The organism is Moritella sp. 36 (assembly GCF_018219415.1).
Lineage (GTDB): Bacteria > Pseudomonadota > Gammaproteobacteria > Enterobacterales > Moritellaceae > Moritella.
In genome coordinates this window covers 3,940,716-3,954,425 of sequence record NZ_CP056120.1, presented here as the reverse complement: position 1 = coordinate 3,954,425, position 13,710 = coordinate 3,940,716, and the positions used below count along the sequence as shown (strand labels likewise).

13 protein-coding genes are annotated in these 13,710 nt (G+C 38.4%); 8 read left to right on the top strand and 5 right to left on the bottom strand.

The window, feature by feature from the left end; all coding sequences use genetic code 11:
* Positions 1–15: 15 nt before the first annotated feature.
* The 4 genes from HWV03_RS17450 to HWV03_RS17435 all read left to right on the top strand — a co-directional run bounded on the left by HWV03_RS17450 (position 16) and on the right by HWV03_RS17435 (position 4,273).
* Positions 16–1,962: a GGDEF domain-containing protein gene (locus HWV03_RS17450; protein WP_211677032.1), complete on the top strand. Its 1,947-nt coding sequence runs from the start codon at positions 16–18 to the stop codon at positions 1,960–1,962.
* 300 nt (positions 1,963–2,262) lie between these two features.
* The gene (locus HWV03_RS17445) at positions 2,263–2,643 is read left to right on the top strand and encodes a response regulator transcription factor (RefSeq protein WP_211672755.1); all 381 of its coding nucleotides are present in this window, start codon (positions 2,263–2,265) and stop codon (positions 2,641–2,643) included.
* 101 nt (positions 2,644–2,744) lie between these two features.
* Positions 2,745–3,674 (top strand): permease, encoded by a 930-nt coding sequence (locus HWV03_RS17440; protein ID WP_211677031.1) that lies wholly within the window; start codon positions 2,745–2,747, stop codon positions 3,672–3,674.
* Positions 3,675–3,748: 74 nt separating this feature from the next.
* Positions 3,749–4,273: a type II secretion system protein gene (locus HWV03_RS17435; protein ID WP_211677030.1), complete on the top strand. Its 525-nt coding sequence runs from the start codon at positions 3,749–3,751 to the stop codon at positions 4,271–4,273.
* 111 nt (positions 4,274–4,384) lie between these two features.
* On the opposite strand, the gene HWV03_RS17430 is transcribed toward HWV03_RS17435, so the two are convergent.
* Complete coding sequence (locus tag HWV03_RS17430; protein ID WP_211677029.1) at positions 4,385–5,608, bottom strand: CynX/NimT family MFS transporter; 1,224 nt, start codon at positions 5,606–5,608, stop codon at positions 4,385–4,387.
* Between the two features lie 192 nt (positions 5,609–5,800).
* Here HWV03_RS17430 and HWV03_RS17425 point away from each other — a divergent pair, with 192 nt between their 5' ends.
* Positions 5,801–6,487: an AraC family transcriptional regulator gene (locus tag HWV03_RS17425; RefSeq protein WP_211680299.1), complete on the top strand. Its 687-nt coding sequence runs from the start codon at positions 5,801–5,803 to the stop codon at positions 6,485–6,487.
* Between the two features lie 110 nt (positions 6,488–6,597).
* Here HWV03_RS17425 and HWV03_RS17420 read toward each other — a convergent pair whose 3' ends face one another.
* The gene (locus HWV03_RS17420) at positions 6,598–7,161 is read right to left on the bottom strand and encodes a YceI family protein (RefSeq protein WP_211677028.1); all 564 of its coding nucleotides are present in this window, start codon (positions 7,159–7,161) and stop codon (positions 6,598–6,600) included.
* 287 nt (positions 7,162–7,448) lie between these two features.
* Positions 7,449–7,964 carry a peptide-methionine (S)-S-oxide reductase gene (locus tag HWV03_RS17415; RefSeq protein ID WP_211677027.1) on the bottom strand — a complete coding sequence of 172 codons (516 nt, stop codon included), beginning with the start codon at positions 7,962–7,964 and terminating at the stop codon, positions 7,449–7,451.
* Between the two features lie 292 nt (positions 7,965–8,256).
* On the opposite strand from HWV03_RS17415, the gene HWV03_RS17410 reads away from it, so the two are divergent.
* The 3 genes from HWV03_RS17410 (at position 8,257) to HWV03_RS17400 (ending at position 11,212) form a co-directional block, all read left to right on the top strand.
* On the top strand, positions 8,257–9,354 hold the full coding sequence (locus HWV03_RS17410; protein WP_211677026.1) for an RNA-guided endonuclease TnpB family protein: 1,098 nt from the start codon (positions 8,257–8,259) through the stop codon (positions 9,352–9,354).
* Positions 9,355–9,550: 196 nt separating this feature from the next.
* Complete coding sequence (locus HWV03_RS17405; RefSeq protein WP_211677025.1) at positions 9,551–10,507, top strand: LysR family transcriptional regulator; 957 nt, start codon at positions 9,551–9,553, stop codon at positions 10,505–10,507.
* Between the two features lie 96 nt (positions 10,508–10,603).
* Positions 10,604–11,212, top strand: coding sequence for a LysE family translocator (locus HWV03_RS17400; RefSeq protein ID WP_211677024.1), 609 nt, complete (start codon positions 10,604–10,606; stop codon positions 11,210–11,212).
* 221 nt (positions 11,213–11,433) lie between these two features.
* Here the strand turns inward: HWV03_RS17400 and bla are convergent, their stop codons facing one another.
* Together bla and HWV03_RS17390 are read right to left on the bottom strand one after the other, a co-directional pair.
* A complete protein-coding gene (bla, locus tag HWV03_RS17395; protein WP_446724903.1) occupies positions 11,434–12,285 on the bottom strand; it encodes a class A beta-lactamase in 852 nt (283 codons plus the stop codon).
* Positions 12,286–12,473: 188 nt separating this feature from the next.
* Positions 12,474–13,685, bottom strand: coding sequence for an MFS transporter (locus HWV03_RS17390; RefSeq protein ID WP_211677022.1), 1,212 nt, complete (start codon positions 13,683–13,685; stop codon positions 12,474–12,476).
* Positions 13,686–13,710: the final 25 nt, after the last annotated feature.

Here is a 13,710-nt window from a genome sequence, read left to right as displayed (position 1 = left end):
TAATTTGGATGTGTTATGAAAAATTTACTTTTTGTATTTTTAACTTTACTAATAGAGGTTAATTGTGCTTATGCAAAAAGAGAAACCTATGATGTGGGTATTGTTAAACGAGACAAAATTAGTGAGTTTATTTTCCAAAAAATATCAGATAAATTATTAATTGATTTTGATTTTCATTATTATGAAAGCTACGATGATATATTGTATTTGTTGAATACAGAGTATTTGGATTTTACTGCTGATATTACATATACATCTGAAAGATCGTCTTTTCTGGATTTTACAGCCCCTGTGCATACCGATTTATCGTACATTTTCACAAAAAATAAATTTAATAAATCAACTGTTAATAAATTTTTAACACCCAGTGGGTCAACATATCATGATTTTCTAAAATTACAGTTTTATAACAAGTCTTTTGCCACTTATCAGGATATTGATTCTGCATTTGATTATCTTCAGCATGGCGATGTAGATGCCGTTATTGGCAATTCAGGGATGCTTGAGGTTGCACTTAAAAAAGGTTTTAAAGCAGAGAGAGTATCAAGTTTTTTTGATATTATTCCCGTTTCGATTGCGACTAAACATGGAAAAAATGCCGCTCGACTTGATGAGATTAACCGTCTGCTCAGTGAAAATAAGTTACAGCATCAAGTCGCGAATATTATTAATAAAAATGAGTACGATGTTAGACTAAAGTCGCTTCGGGAAAAACTCGCGAGTAGTAGTGTGGATACCAATCATGTCATCCAATTTAAAGTTGAAGATTTAGAACAAGATGGAATAGTCCCAATCAACGGATTGAGTTTTTCTCTTGTTAATAGGGCTTGCTCTATATTAGGGTTTAAGTGCCAATTAGTTAATGGTGTAGATGAACCTTGGGCTGATATTTATAATGACTTAGAAAAAAAATCAATTGATATGTTAGCGGCCATGGTTATTACTGATTCTCGTAAAGATAAATTTTATTTTAGTGACTCGTATTATAAACCTAATTTACTATTGATCAGTCGTGCTGGTTATAAGACAAATCAATATCAACAACTATCTGAATTAGTTGGTGAGCGGATAGGCGTTGTAGAGGCAGATTACTTCGAAGATGTTATTACACAGCGATTACCTAAAAAACCTATATATAGATTTTCAAGCCAAGATAAAATGGTTGAAGCTTTGCTTAATGGAGATGTAGATTACATCCCAATTGGTGAAGGTAATTTTAATAATTTAATGACAAAAGAGCGACGAATACTGCCTGTGTCTCAAGTTAAATCGATATCAACCGAAATCAATGCGGTTGTATCTATGGCCTTCCAACGTACAGCGCTGGGGAAAGATTACGCGATGCTGTTTTCTGAAGCGCTTCCTCTTGTGAATGTGAAGCACATAGTCAACTTTCATGGGCTGCAACCTGATTGGAAGTCTGCTTTGTTAGCTGAGAAAAAATACATACGATTGACTCAATTATCTTTTGCTTGCGTTGTTATACTTTTACTTTTATTTACGTATTATCTATATATTCAAGCGACTACAGATTCATTGTCTAAACTAGGCAATCGACGAGCACTTACTCGTAGATTCAAATCAGGGGTTCAAAGTGAGTGTGTTTTTGTCTATATGGATATTAATAATTTCAAAAATATTAACGATAATTATGGTCATCATGTAGGAGACTTGGTGCTTGTCGCACTTGCTCAACACATTCAACGTTATTGGCCTGGAAAAGCATATCGTATCGGTGGGGATGAGTTTGTACTTACCCTCAATAAAATAGTACCTGAAGTTTCAGACTCATTTACGCGTTTACAGCGATTCAGTTTCAGTATTAAAGAAACGGGTGAAAAGCTTGATATCTCTGTATCCGCTGGTATCTCATTGAGGCGTGGGAGAACGATATCATTGCAGGCGTTATTACGCGATATAGATCATAAAATGTATAATAATAAAACATCAAAGCAGAATTAGTTAGTTTTTGTTATCTATTTAAATTAACTATTTAATGTCGGTAGTTCGTATATATTGATGAATGTGCTCCTAATAAATAATAAATAAATAATAAATAAATAATAAATAAATAATAAATAAATAATAAAAACACATATAAATGGGTGCTTTTATAAGTATATAATATATACGGACATTAATAATTATGCTCGAATATAAATATAACTATAGGTGTTTATTTAAAATGGAAGAAAAAGATAATAATGACTCTACATTTATTTCTTCAGTAGATATATGCATAATAAAAGAAATCGGAAGTATATGTTAGACATTGTGATCGTAGATGATGACCCGCAGTTTCGAGAAATGTTGTATTATTTTCTTTCTGAAATAGAAGGTTATAATATCGATTTTTTTGATACTGGTGATGGTGCTGTGGAGTTTATTATTGAAGCTCAGCCTAAACTTACTCTTTTAGGTATACAGCTTCCACACACTTCAGGCTTAAGTATACTTAAAACTTTAAAAGAGCAGTTTTTTGATGGCCCAATCATCATGGTGACTGCCTACGATACTGAGTTAGCTGAAATAAACTCACTTGCTTTAGGGGCTGATGATTACATTACTAAACCGGTTCGCATTAATGTTTTAAGCGAAAGAATAAAGCGCCAACTAAGACTGTATCATTTAGCATTAGGTTGATGCTCACACATCTTATATTTCCATATTTATAGAAATATCCTTGACATAATTTATTTTCAAGTCTATATTTCCAATATTCTAGAAATATAGAGATTTCGGTTATGTTTAACATTACACAAGAAATGGTGATGGATACCTTAGGAATGTTTGGTTTCTTAGCCGCAGAGTTAACGGTACTTTTTTTACTTATTAGTTATGCTGTGGGTGTATTGCAAGAATATATTCCGCCAGCCAAGATCCAAAGTCTCTTGAGTGGTAAGTACGGCAAGGGCTATATCCTTGCTGGTTTGCTAGGGGCTATCACGCCGTTCTGCTCATGCTCAACAATTCCTTTTTTGAAAGGTTTGTTACGTGCTAAAGCTGGGTTCGGTACTATGATGGTGTTCTTGTTTGCCAGTCCGTTATTAAACCCCATTATTATCGGCCTGTTTGCTGCCACTTTTGGTATTCAAGTTACAGTTTTTTACTTTACCATCGCAATGGGGGTATCCGTTATTGCGGGTTATACCTTGGAAAAACTCGGTTTTGAAAAATATGTCAAGCCACAAGCGTATATTGAACCTGCACTTGTAGGAAAGTCGCAAGGGTGTGCATCTACCTGTGGCGGAAAACAAGCACCGATAAGCAAGTGGAAGAAAATTTGGCTAACTACATGGACTGACTTTAAGAAGGTATTACCTTATTTAATCGGTGGCATCGCACTGGGTTCAATAATTTATGGTTTTATGCCGACAGAATTTGTGGCTAGTATTGCTAGTGAAGATAATCCATTTGCAATTCCTGTTGCAGCCGTCATTGGTATTCCACTGTATATTCGTGCGGAAGCTGTAATTCCATTAAGTGCAGCGTTAGCAGCAAAAGGCATGAGTCTAGGTGCGGTAATGGCGTTAATTATTGGTAGTGCTGGCGCGAGTTTAACGGAAGTTATTTTACTTAAATCTATCTTTAAAAACCAGATGATCGCCGCATTCTTATTCGTGATTTTAGGGATGGCTGTAGGAGCTGGCTTCCTTTACCAATTCATTTTTTAACCTGTATTTTAATAAAGTGGGCGGCACTAGTTATGTTATAGTGCCAACCGTTTAAAATTTAGCAGAGACAAAAAATGGATTTTATTCATTCACAAAGAAATAACGGTTTTACACTCATAGAATTAGTTATTACTATTATTGTTCTTGGCGTACTTGCAGCCGCTGCGATCCCTCGTTTTATTGATTTACGTGGCGATGCGAAAAAAGCAGCGGTTGAAAGCTTTTACGGTAGCCTTCAGGAAACAGTAAAGCTACTGCATATGAAAGCGCAAATTAAAGATATATTGGGTGATAATGAAACAATCAAAACTGAGTATGGTAATTATCAGTTTTATCGTGGATACCCGGAAACTAAAAGTGAAGCCACAACGCCAAACCTTTACTTTATTGAAACCTTTCTTGCGTTAGGAACTCCTGACCACGTAACTAAAAATAATACGACAAGAACAGCGATTCATGCTGACGTTAGCGTATATGAAGACAATGGTCATTCGCGTATCGGTTATGGTACGGGTAATTTAATGAATGATCTTTGTTATGCAGAGTACCGTCATACCAGTTCAATTCAAGAATTTACCGTTACAACGAGTGGCTGCTAATTTACAGAACTAACAACTTGTTATGAATTGATGTAGCAATCGGTATGGTCAACGAGCACACCACCGATTGCTTCCGTTATCACGACGTTAAAGCACCAACCAAGGTTAGCATCAGCTAGATGTGATCGCTTGAGTGATGATCTTGGGTTTACCTGCTTGTGTAGCCAAGCCTGTCCATATAATACTCATGCTAGCTGTGATAATTAATGGTATATCCCAGCTTCCAGTCATTTCATGCAGTGAACCAAAAATTATTGGGCTAGTTGCTGCAAATAGGTAACCTATACACTGCGCCATCCCCGACAATGCAGCGGCTTGATGCGCATCATGGGTCCGTAGACCTACAAATGATAAACCGAGAATAAAACCACCCCCACAGCTAAAACCAAACATCATCACCCAGATAATAGCGTATTGGGGCATCATGAGTAATCCAACAATACCAATGAATGCGAGAATCGTCATTGTTAAGCTAAGTGAGCGTTTATCTTTTAGTTTTGCCATTAATGGGATCAGTACGATAGCGGGTACTGCAGTTGCGAGTTGCAGGATACCGTGGATATAACCCGCCTGATGTTCAGAGTAGCCATTATCAATCAAAATACTGGGTAGCCAGGCGATAAAGGCATACATAATAAATGAGTTCAAAGCCAAGAACCCTGAAACTTGCCACGCTTCCGCAGAGCGCCACAGGTAGCTATGACTGTCAATTTCGGGGGTATCAAGGGTTGGTCTAGTGTGGCTGCTCATTTGTGGTAACCAAATCAACATGGTTACCACCGGAAGTATAATTGTACCAGCTAATGCGAATGCCCAACTTGGGATGACGGTAACATTAAGTGTATCAGCCAGATGAAGCATCGGGATTGTTGTACTAGAACTGATACTTGCGCCAACGCCCATCACCAATACGTAAATAGCGGTTAATGTGGGTACTTTATTAGGAAAGTCGCGTTTTAACAGGCTAGGTAAGAGTACATTACCTATCGCAATGCCGATACCGATGACACAAGTTCCTAAGTACAGGGTGAGCGTTGAGCCTGCAGAGCGAATGATAATACCGCTGGTGATGGCGAGTAGTGCTAGCATTAATGATGGTTCGAGTCCTATCTTGCGTGCTAACCCCGATGATATCGGTGAAAAAATAGCAAAGGCGAGCAATGGTAATGTGGTTAGCATACCTGCCTGTGTTGCGGATAAAGCAAGATCGTTAGAGATGAACTCTAAAATTGGTCCAATGCCGGTTATTGGGCCTCGGAGGTTACTGGAAATCAGTAAAATACCGATAATAACCAGTACGGGATGAACAATATTACGTGTATTCTTATGTGACATATTTCTGTCCTCTTGAAGCTATGCCACTATATTATCTCTATTCAATCATGCTGAATTTGTGTACATTGACATTTTATTGCTAAATTCGGACAGTATATGGCATTACCTAATATCGCTTTAGATTTTGATTCAGACAGATACGTAGAAAGTGTCAATGCATTACGTACTTCAAGTTTTGAACGTGGTCAGGAAATGCCAGTTCATCAACACGTGAAGTGTCAGTTAGTGATGCCGTTGACAGGCTTTGTCCGTTGCTCAATTGCGGACGCTATATGGATGGTTCCTGTAAATTGCGCTGTATGGATCCCAAGCCAAGTGCTACACAGTAATCATATCTCGTTAAGTTCAGATGTTTGTATGTTATTTGTTGATCCTGATATTCCCGGCATACCCGATAAAAGTTGCACACTATCGATCTCTCCGTTACTACGCGAACTTATTATTAGCTTGGCAAGTAAGAATCAGGACTATGCATCTGATGACGCGACCGTGAGACTCACGCAAGTATTGATTGATGAACTGATCTGTATGCCGAAAGAGCACTTTGATTTTCCTATCCCCGCAGAACCGAGACTTAATAAGATTGCTCATCTGTTATTGGCTAATCCCGCGGATCGTAAAACAGTTGGGGAGTGGGCGTCGCTATTTGCAATGAGTGAAAGAACATTTTCTCGATTGGTGAAGAAAGAGGTAGGTATGACGTTTGGACGTTGGCGTGGGCAACTTCATCTGGTCATGGCATTGCAAAAATTGTCATCAAATGAATCGGTACAGCGGGTATCAGAAGATTTAGGCTATGAGTCAGTCAGTGCCTTTATTACCTTTTTTAAGAAGACGTTAGGCAGACCACCGAAGCAATATATGAGACAGTCAGTTTAAATATGAAGGACTGGAAGGGGGTAAGCGATTATCGTAGTCACTGTTTAGATTTAATGATTAAGGCTTATTTCAACAAGCCTCAATCTGGTTCAAGAGTTTGTTATTAATAATTATTTTTTAAATACCAGATTAATATTTAATGGAATAATATCTGAAAGGGCAAGACCACCGACCGTAGCTGAAAGCTTGGTTAAGTTTTCTGTTGGGATACTAAAATCACTGGCTCTCACGATAACGGGGGCGTACGAACTGACAGTGATGGCATTCTTGGTTTTAGTTATGATAACAGGAAAGTTAAATGTCTTTGTCTTACCGTAGAAAGAAACAGCGGCAGGTACAATCGCTTTTCCGATATCTTGCTTAAAAGTGGCTAATTCAAATTGTCCGTTAATCGCAATGGTTGGATTTATTGCAGAGTTAAAGAATAGTGAATTAAGGCGATCATTACGGATTGAAACACCAGTATCTACATTTACTACTGGCACTTTAACTTCAAATTTACCGCGTTCATCCAAGCTGCCTGTTAGTCCACTGATGGTTGCTGGTTCAACCACAAATTGTTTTTTAATCGTGGCAAAACTTACCGATGATAAGTCACTCACTACATTAAATGTGTCTGCGGCAAATGACTGAAATGAAAGCAATATGAAGGTTAAGAATATTTTAATTTTCATGTTTATGTTCCTTAATTAACATTATTAAAACCCTGAGTGTACAATGAAAGGTATAGTAAAGTCGTCGACCATTAAATAATAGGTAGCTTGGTCTCTATCGTTGACGGTATTTTAGGCATTTCATCCACGACCAAAACTGGAACAATATTTATTAGCTTCGACTTTTCGATATTAGTATATCCTTAACGTCTTACCATAACGTCAGTCGATATTTTTGAGTAATATCACATGGTTATCTTTATATTGTGAACACTGTCAATTATATTCATGAAAGCAATATGATTTTATTATGCTCTTATTGGTAATTTGTCTTTGTTCATTAAATGGGCATGGCTATCGAACAATCTTTTTAATTTTGGGGTTATGATGTTTTTACAATATGGCCGTTTTGGATCGCTGTAGTAATAGTTTTGAATGGATTCGTCAGACAGTTTGAATTGGTTAAATGTATAAGCGCGAGTGATTAATGGCGTGTCAAATTCATCTTGGAGTAATGCGAGGTTGTGTTTTATTTCGGTCATTTGGTAGGGTTCCATTGCATATACAGCACTCCGGTATTTAGCTCGCATCGAATGGATTTTGGTACTGCTGTGAGTATGTAAGTGAATAGAAATTATATTTTTTAAGCTGATGACTTCGGGCATGTAAGTAACAATAATACCTTCTGAAAACCAGTCGTGTTCACCAACGGAAGACAGCCAACCTTGTTCTACTTTTGTCACTCCGTGCAAAGATAAAAAGATAGCCTCTGTACACCAATAACATGTGCCACTGAGACCGATTGTTTTAATTGTATTATCCATCATCCTTCCTTGTTTAATCTTGTCTATATAACAAACCCTGTGGTTAATTGAATGCGAAACAAGGTTTAAACCCATTTAATTATGGACCATATAAATGTGACGGAATAAGGTTTCACTAAATTATTTTTTATCACCTTTGACGAAAAACACTGTCCTTTAGGGCGGTGATGTAAGTCATTATTGCGTAGCAATAAGCACTTTTTTTTGTTACTAATATTGACATATTTGCACATAGAGTCTAAGTTTAGAACTTAGTGCTGTGTATATATACAGTCATGTAAGGTGCTGAAAATTGAAACTTATTGCGTATAAATACAGGTTCTACCCAAACAATGAGCAGGTAACAATACTTGCTCATACATTTGGTTGTGTTCGTTTCGCTTACAATTCAGCGCTTGGCTTCTCTAAAGCGCAATACGAATTGGGTAATAAAACCAATTATAACGATTGGAGTAAAAACCTCACTCAGCTTAAAAAAAATCCCAACTTTTCATGGTTGAAAGCTGTTTCTAGCGTGCCATTGCAACAATCACTAAAGCATCTCGATAAAGGCTTTAAGTCATTTTTTAAATCAGGTTTTGGTTATCCTAAGTTTAAACATAAACACGGTAATCAATCTGCTAGCTATATGAGTAACGGCTTCAAATGGAGCGCGGACAAGCAATTACTAATACTCGCCAAAATGAAGCAAGCATTAAAGATTAAATGGTCACGGCCGTTTACTGGTACACCCAGCTCATTAACGGTATCAAAGACAACATCAGGTAAATATTTTGTATCAATGCTTGTAAAAGAAGATGTTAAGCAGCTACCAGTCGTGAATAAGACCGTCGGTGTTGATGTCGGTATTAAAGACTTAGCGATTTGTTCGGACGGAACAAAGTTCAATAATCCACGATTAACCAATAAATACGCGAAAAAACTCGCCAAGGCATCACGCAGATTAGCCAAAATGAAAAAAGGCTCTAACAACTTCAATAAACAAAAATTGACCCTTGCTAAGATTCACGAAAAGATAGCAAATTGCCGTAAAGACTTTACCCATAAAATGACGACGACACTTATAAACGAAAACCAAGTGATAGGGATCGAGTCATTGAAAGTCAAAAATATGGTTAAGAACCGTAAGCTATCTAAACATATCCACGATGCTAATTTCGGTGAAATAGTAAGGCAATTAGAATATAAAGCGGATTGGTACGGGCGTAAAGTATCAGCTATTAGCCAGTGGTTCCCATCGTCAAAGATGTGTAATGAATGTGGCTCGCTGTATTCAGGTGAGTGGTCATTAGCGATAAGAAACTGGTCTTGTTCGTGTGGTGCAACTCATGACAGAGATCATAACGCTGCTATCAATATTCACAATGAAGGGTTGAGGATAGCAGCTTAAATAATTTGTGGCGGTAGGTAGTACCGACACATTAAATGCTTGTAAGAGGTTTTAGAAGTCTAAAGTGATTTAATATCACAATGCTTAAACCGTTGACGACAAGAATCACCTTGCTTTAGCTGGGTGAGCTTCAAAATTTTGATGGTATTGTCTGAAAAATAAAATCTACGTTATGATGGTTAGTTGATGATCTTATATGGCGAGTGCTCTTTTGAATAACTACAAATTATTACCGGCGTTAATTGCGATATTACAAACGCGTAACCTGACCGAGTCTGCACGACAGCTCAATGTCACTCAATCGGCAATGAGCAAAACCTTAATGCAAATTCGCGCGGCGTTTCATGACAAGATCGTGATCAGAGAGGGCAATCAGTTTGTATTGACACGTAAGGGCGAAGCGTTAAAAGCGCAATTACCCGTATTGATGCAGACGTTAGATAATTTGTATTTACCGAGTGAGATGGATCCAAGCCGATGCCAACGTCAATTTACCTTAGCTTCTAGTGATTATGTTGCGCAAGCGATCTTACCGTCAATATGTTGTGAGCTTGCTCTCAATGCCGCTAGTGCTAGTGTTGAATATCAATTGTGGCATAAAGACAAGTTAACCGAGTTGGCTGACATGCCGCTGGATCTGGTGAGCACGATTACGGATTTTGTGCCTGAGAACTTACATGGAAAAAGTATTGGTGAAGATCAGCTGGTGGTTGTATGTCGCCGTCAGCACCCTTTGTGTTTGAGTGATGAGTTATCGGTGACTGAGTATATCAATGCGAAGCATGTACTGATCAGTGGTGGTGGCGATAAAGACAGCCCCGTTGATTTAGCCTTGTCGGCATTGGGTGAGCAGCGCCTGGTTTTTGCATCAGTACCCTTCTTTCAATCGGCGATTGAGCTGTTATTAAAAACTGATACCTTATTGACGACGCCACTACACATTGCGGCTGATTTTGCACAAACATACGATCTTCGGGTCATGCGACTGCCTATTACGCTTAAACCGCAGCAATATTACCTGTTATGGCATGCGAAACACCATCAAGATCCTGAGCATACTTGGTTCAGAGAATTATGTTTTCCCTTCTTAAACAAGCATCTTGAGCGTACCAAAATCATAGGTATGAAATTACTTCATGCTAATAAGTCGTAAACGCAATTTTAACTCATGCTTTGGCTGTATTAATATGAGGGTAGATAAGGGCAATTGATTATCCTTATATAACAATATAATAAACGAGGAGTTGGAATGGAATTAACTGCGTGGATGTCTTTAGCGCTGATCTGCATGATGGGGGCGATGACGCCGGGTCCGAGTCTGGCGGTGGTGTTAAAGCATACTATCTCGGGTGGTCGTGTTAATGGTGTTGCAGCCAGTATTGCTCATGGTGTGGGTGTTGGTGTGTATGCCACGTTAACAGTGGTCGGTTTGGCTATTGTGATCCAACAAACACCGTGGTTATTTAATGTGATCAAATATGCGGGCGTTGCCATGCTACTACGCTTGGCTTACAAAGCGTTAACCTCAAAACCTGCATTGGATGATGTGGAGCAGCAAGAGGAAGCGGTGACCTTAAAAGAGAGTATTGTACAAGGCTTTATGATCGCGTTTCTTAATCCTAAATTAGCGATTTTCTTTTTGGCCTTGTTCGGTCAATTTGTCGAAGCGGATGCGGGTTGGTTACAAAACCTGATCATGGTGGGTACGGTATTTAGTATTGATACCTTGTGGTATTGCATCATTGCGATTGTATTATCGCAATCATCATTACTCGCTAAATTAAAAAATAATGTGCACAAGATTGATAAGGTCACTGGTGTGGTCTTACTGGCTGTCGCAGCTAGAGTCGCAATCTAGGCTTTATATAGAAATATAGAAATATAGAAATATAGAAATATAGAAATATAGAAACAAAAAAGCACCACAATTTTTCCTGTCAATAACAGTCGTTGTGGTGCTTTGAGGTATTTTAGGGTATTAAAACCGTCTGTATAATTACGCTGTTAAGGTTACTTTACCAACCGCTTTTCCTGATCCTAAGTGATTGTGCAACGTCCCAAATTGAATAGTCGATTTCATCAATAATTGGCAAAGATACTTTCGCCTATTTCAGCAATTGCTTTATTAAGTTGACTGATTGATTTTCCTGTTTGACCCAGATAGATAGTTATGATTAGTGGTTGGCGTTTACTTGACCAAATTGCCGCTGTAATGCCTCTTGAGCCATGATTACCGTCGTATCCAGACCTATCGGCAATAGACCATTGTGTTGGTAAGACTGCCCGTAGAAGTGAATCCGATACTTTATTATTCATCATCCATTGTTTTAATTTTTGTGTTGATTGTGTCGAGAGTGCACCGTGGTAGAGTAGTGCTGAAAGCGTGCTAGCAATAGCATTTGGGGTTGTTGTATCACGAATCTCATTAATATCTACGTTATTAAGAAAAGGTTCGATACGATCTAATCGGGTCGTTTGGTCGTTAAGCCCGCGTATGAATGATGTTAGCGCTTGAGGGCCTCCAATATGACTTAGGATTATGTTTGCGGCGGTATTATCACTGGTTAACATAGTTGCTGCGCAGATCTTGTCTAATGTCATGGTTTTACCGACCATCGTTTTGGTGATCGGCGCATAAGATAAAATATCAGATTGCTTGATTGTGACAGGAGTATTGATATTTATTTTTCCATTATCTGCGTCATTGAGTAATTTGGCACAAGCTAATGTTTTGAATGTACTCATTAACGGAAAACGTTTGTTACCATTGTAATGCCATTGCTGGCCTGTTTTGAGGTCGAGTACAGAAATACCAATACCTGAGCTATTTTTTGCATTTCCGATCAATTGCTGTTCCACTTTTTTTATAGTAGATAGTGATACGGTAATAGGGTTATCTGACGTGATTAAGGTTGCTGAAATTGCAGGTATTGAGGTAAACAGTATACTGATGAAGATAACACTATTTAAAAATGTACTAAAAATATGTCGAGAGTTCAAACTAATATCCTCTGATTTATGAATGTATAACGATATTATAAAGTATAAAAGTGGCAATGATGTGCCGAATTATGTCAGATTGTGTCAATTTTATGATTGATGTACGGTGTTGAATCACATTACACGGTTAGAGTGGTTTTATTGAAATTGAGTGAACTGCGAGACACAAATTTAAGTGCAAAGACTAAGCTCACCATCATGGTATAAATAATACTTGTCGCAGCAAGCACCGGCCACCATCCTCCGATTTGCCAACAGTAAATAAGAATAAAGCCACCAATACTACCGCCTGAATAGTACATGACAAGGTATAGCGCGGTTGCGGTTGATTTACCTTGTGTCGCACTGCGGCCAATATGGCTGTAAGCGAGAGCATGAATAAAGAATGCGCCAGCGCTTAATACTAATAAACCGATAATGATTGTCAGCATCGTTTGCTGCGATAGGATGATGAGCCCGACTAGGCTAATGCCGATCCCGAGTAATAGCCCGCTGAATAGACTATGTGCGTGCATCCAGCGTCCACTTAATTTTGCTGATAATGTGCCGCTGAGGTAACACAAGAACAGCAGTGATAATAAGCTGGCAGGTAAAGATATGGGCGCGGCAGATAACTTGAATCCCATCACTGAAAAAATATTAATGAATACCGAAAAATTGAGCCCTCCAATCAACATTGCAAAAATCAGATTCGGGTTTTTAACATGCCTGACGATTTGTACTGCATGATGCAGTAACCTACCTTGTCGGCCGATAAAGTGGCGTTGTTTTAATATCAGCGGAAATATAATGAGCAGTGCTATACCACTGAGTATCGACATCACAAGCATCGTCCACTGTATACCAATTGCATCGGTCATGACGCCGCCATATATGCGGCCAATAATACCACCTAACGTATTGGCACTGATGTAACCGCCAATTGCGATCAACATTGCTGGTGGCTCTAATTCTTCAGCCATATATGCCACTGCCACGGCAATAAATCCTGCCAGTGCAATGCCAAGCAATGCACGCAGTAATATTAATGTGTGTAGATCTGCGCTAATAAACATTAAAAAGTTAATACAGGGGATCAGTATTAAACTGCAACGCATAATCGGTCTGCGGCCAATTATTTCAGATAAGATTGCCCAAGGCAGTAAGGACAAAGCGATCGCTAAGGTGGTGCTAGAGAATAACCAGTTAACTTGTAATTCAGTGGCGTTAAACTTGACCATGAAATACGGCAGTAGCGGCTGAAAATAATATAAATTGCAAAACACCAGAAATGAGCCTAGTCCAAGCCCTAAGGTTACTTTTTTATAATCTTGAGAATGCAGTGCAATCATTCATCCGTCCTGCTGATAACGAAGG

Excerpts from the sequence above, each read along its gene's own strand:
- HWV03_RS17450 (WP_211677032.1), top strand. The coding sequence starts at position 16 with ATGAAAAATTTACTTTTTGTATTTTTAACTTTACTAATAGAGGTTAAT.
- HWV03_RS17445 (WP_211672755.1), top strand. The coding sequence starts at position 2,263 with ATGTTAGACATTGTGATCGTAGATGATGACCCGCAGTTTCGAGAAATG.
- HWV03_RS17440 (WP_211677031.1), top strand. The coding sequence starts at position 2,745 with ATGTTTAACATTACACAAGAAATGGTGATGGATACCTTAGGAATGTTT.
- HWV03_RS17435 (WP_211677030.1), top strand. The coding sequence starts at position 3,749 with ATGGATTTTATTCATTCACAAAGAAATAACGGTTTTACACTCATAGAA.
- HWV03_RS17430 (WP_211677029.1), bottom strand. The coding sequence starts at position 5,608 with ATGTCACATAAGAATACACGTAATATTGTTCATCCCGTACTGGTTATT.
- HWV03_RS17425 (WP_211680299.1), top strand. The coding sequence starts at position 5,801 with ATGCCAGTTCATCAACACGTGAAGTGTCAGTTAGTGATGCCGTTGACA.
- HWV03_RS17420 (WP_211677028.1), bottom strand. The coding sequence starts at position 7,161 with ATGAAAATTAAAATATTCTTAACCTTCATATTGCTTTCATTTCAGTCA.
- HWV03_RS17415 (WP_211677027.1), bottom strand. The coding sequence starts at position 7,964 with ATGGATAATACAATTAAAACAATCGGTCTCAGTGGCACATGTTATTGG.
- HWV03_RS17405 (WP_211677025.1), top strand. The coding sequence starts at position 9,551 with ATGGCGAGTGCTCTTTTGAATAACTACAAATTATTACCGGCGTTAATT.
- HWV03_RS17400 (WP_211677024.1), top strand. The coding sequence starts at position 10,604 with ATGGAATTAACTGCGTGGATGTCTTTAGCGCTGATCTGCATGATGGGG.
- HWV03_RS17390 (WP_211677022.1), bottom strand. The coding sequence starts at position 13,685 with ATGATTGCACTGCATTCTCAAGATTATAAAAAAGTAACCTTAGGGCTT.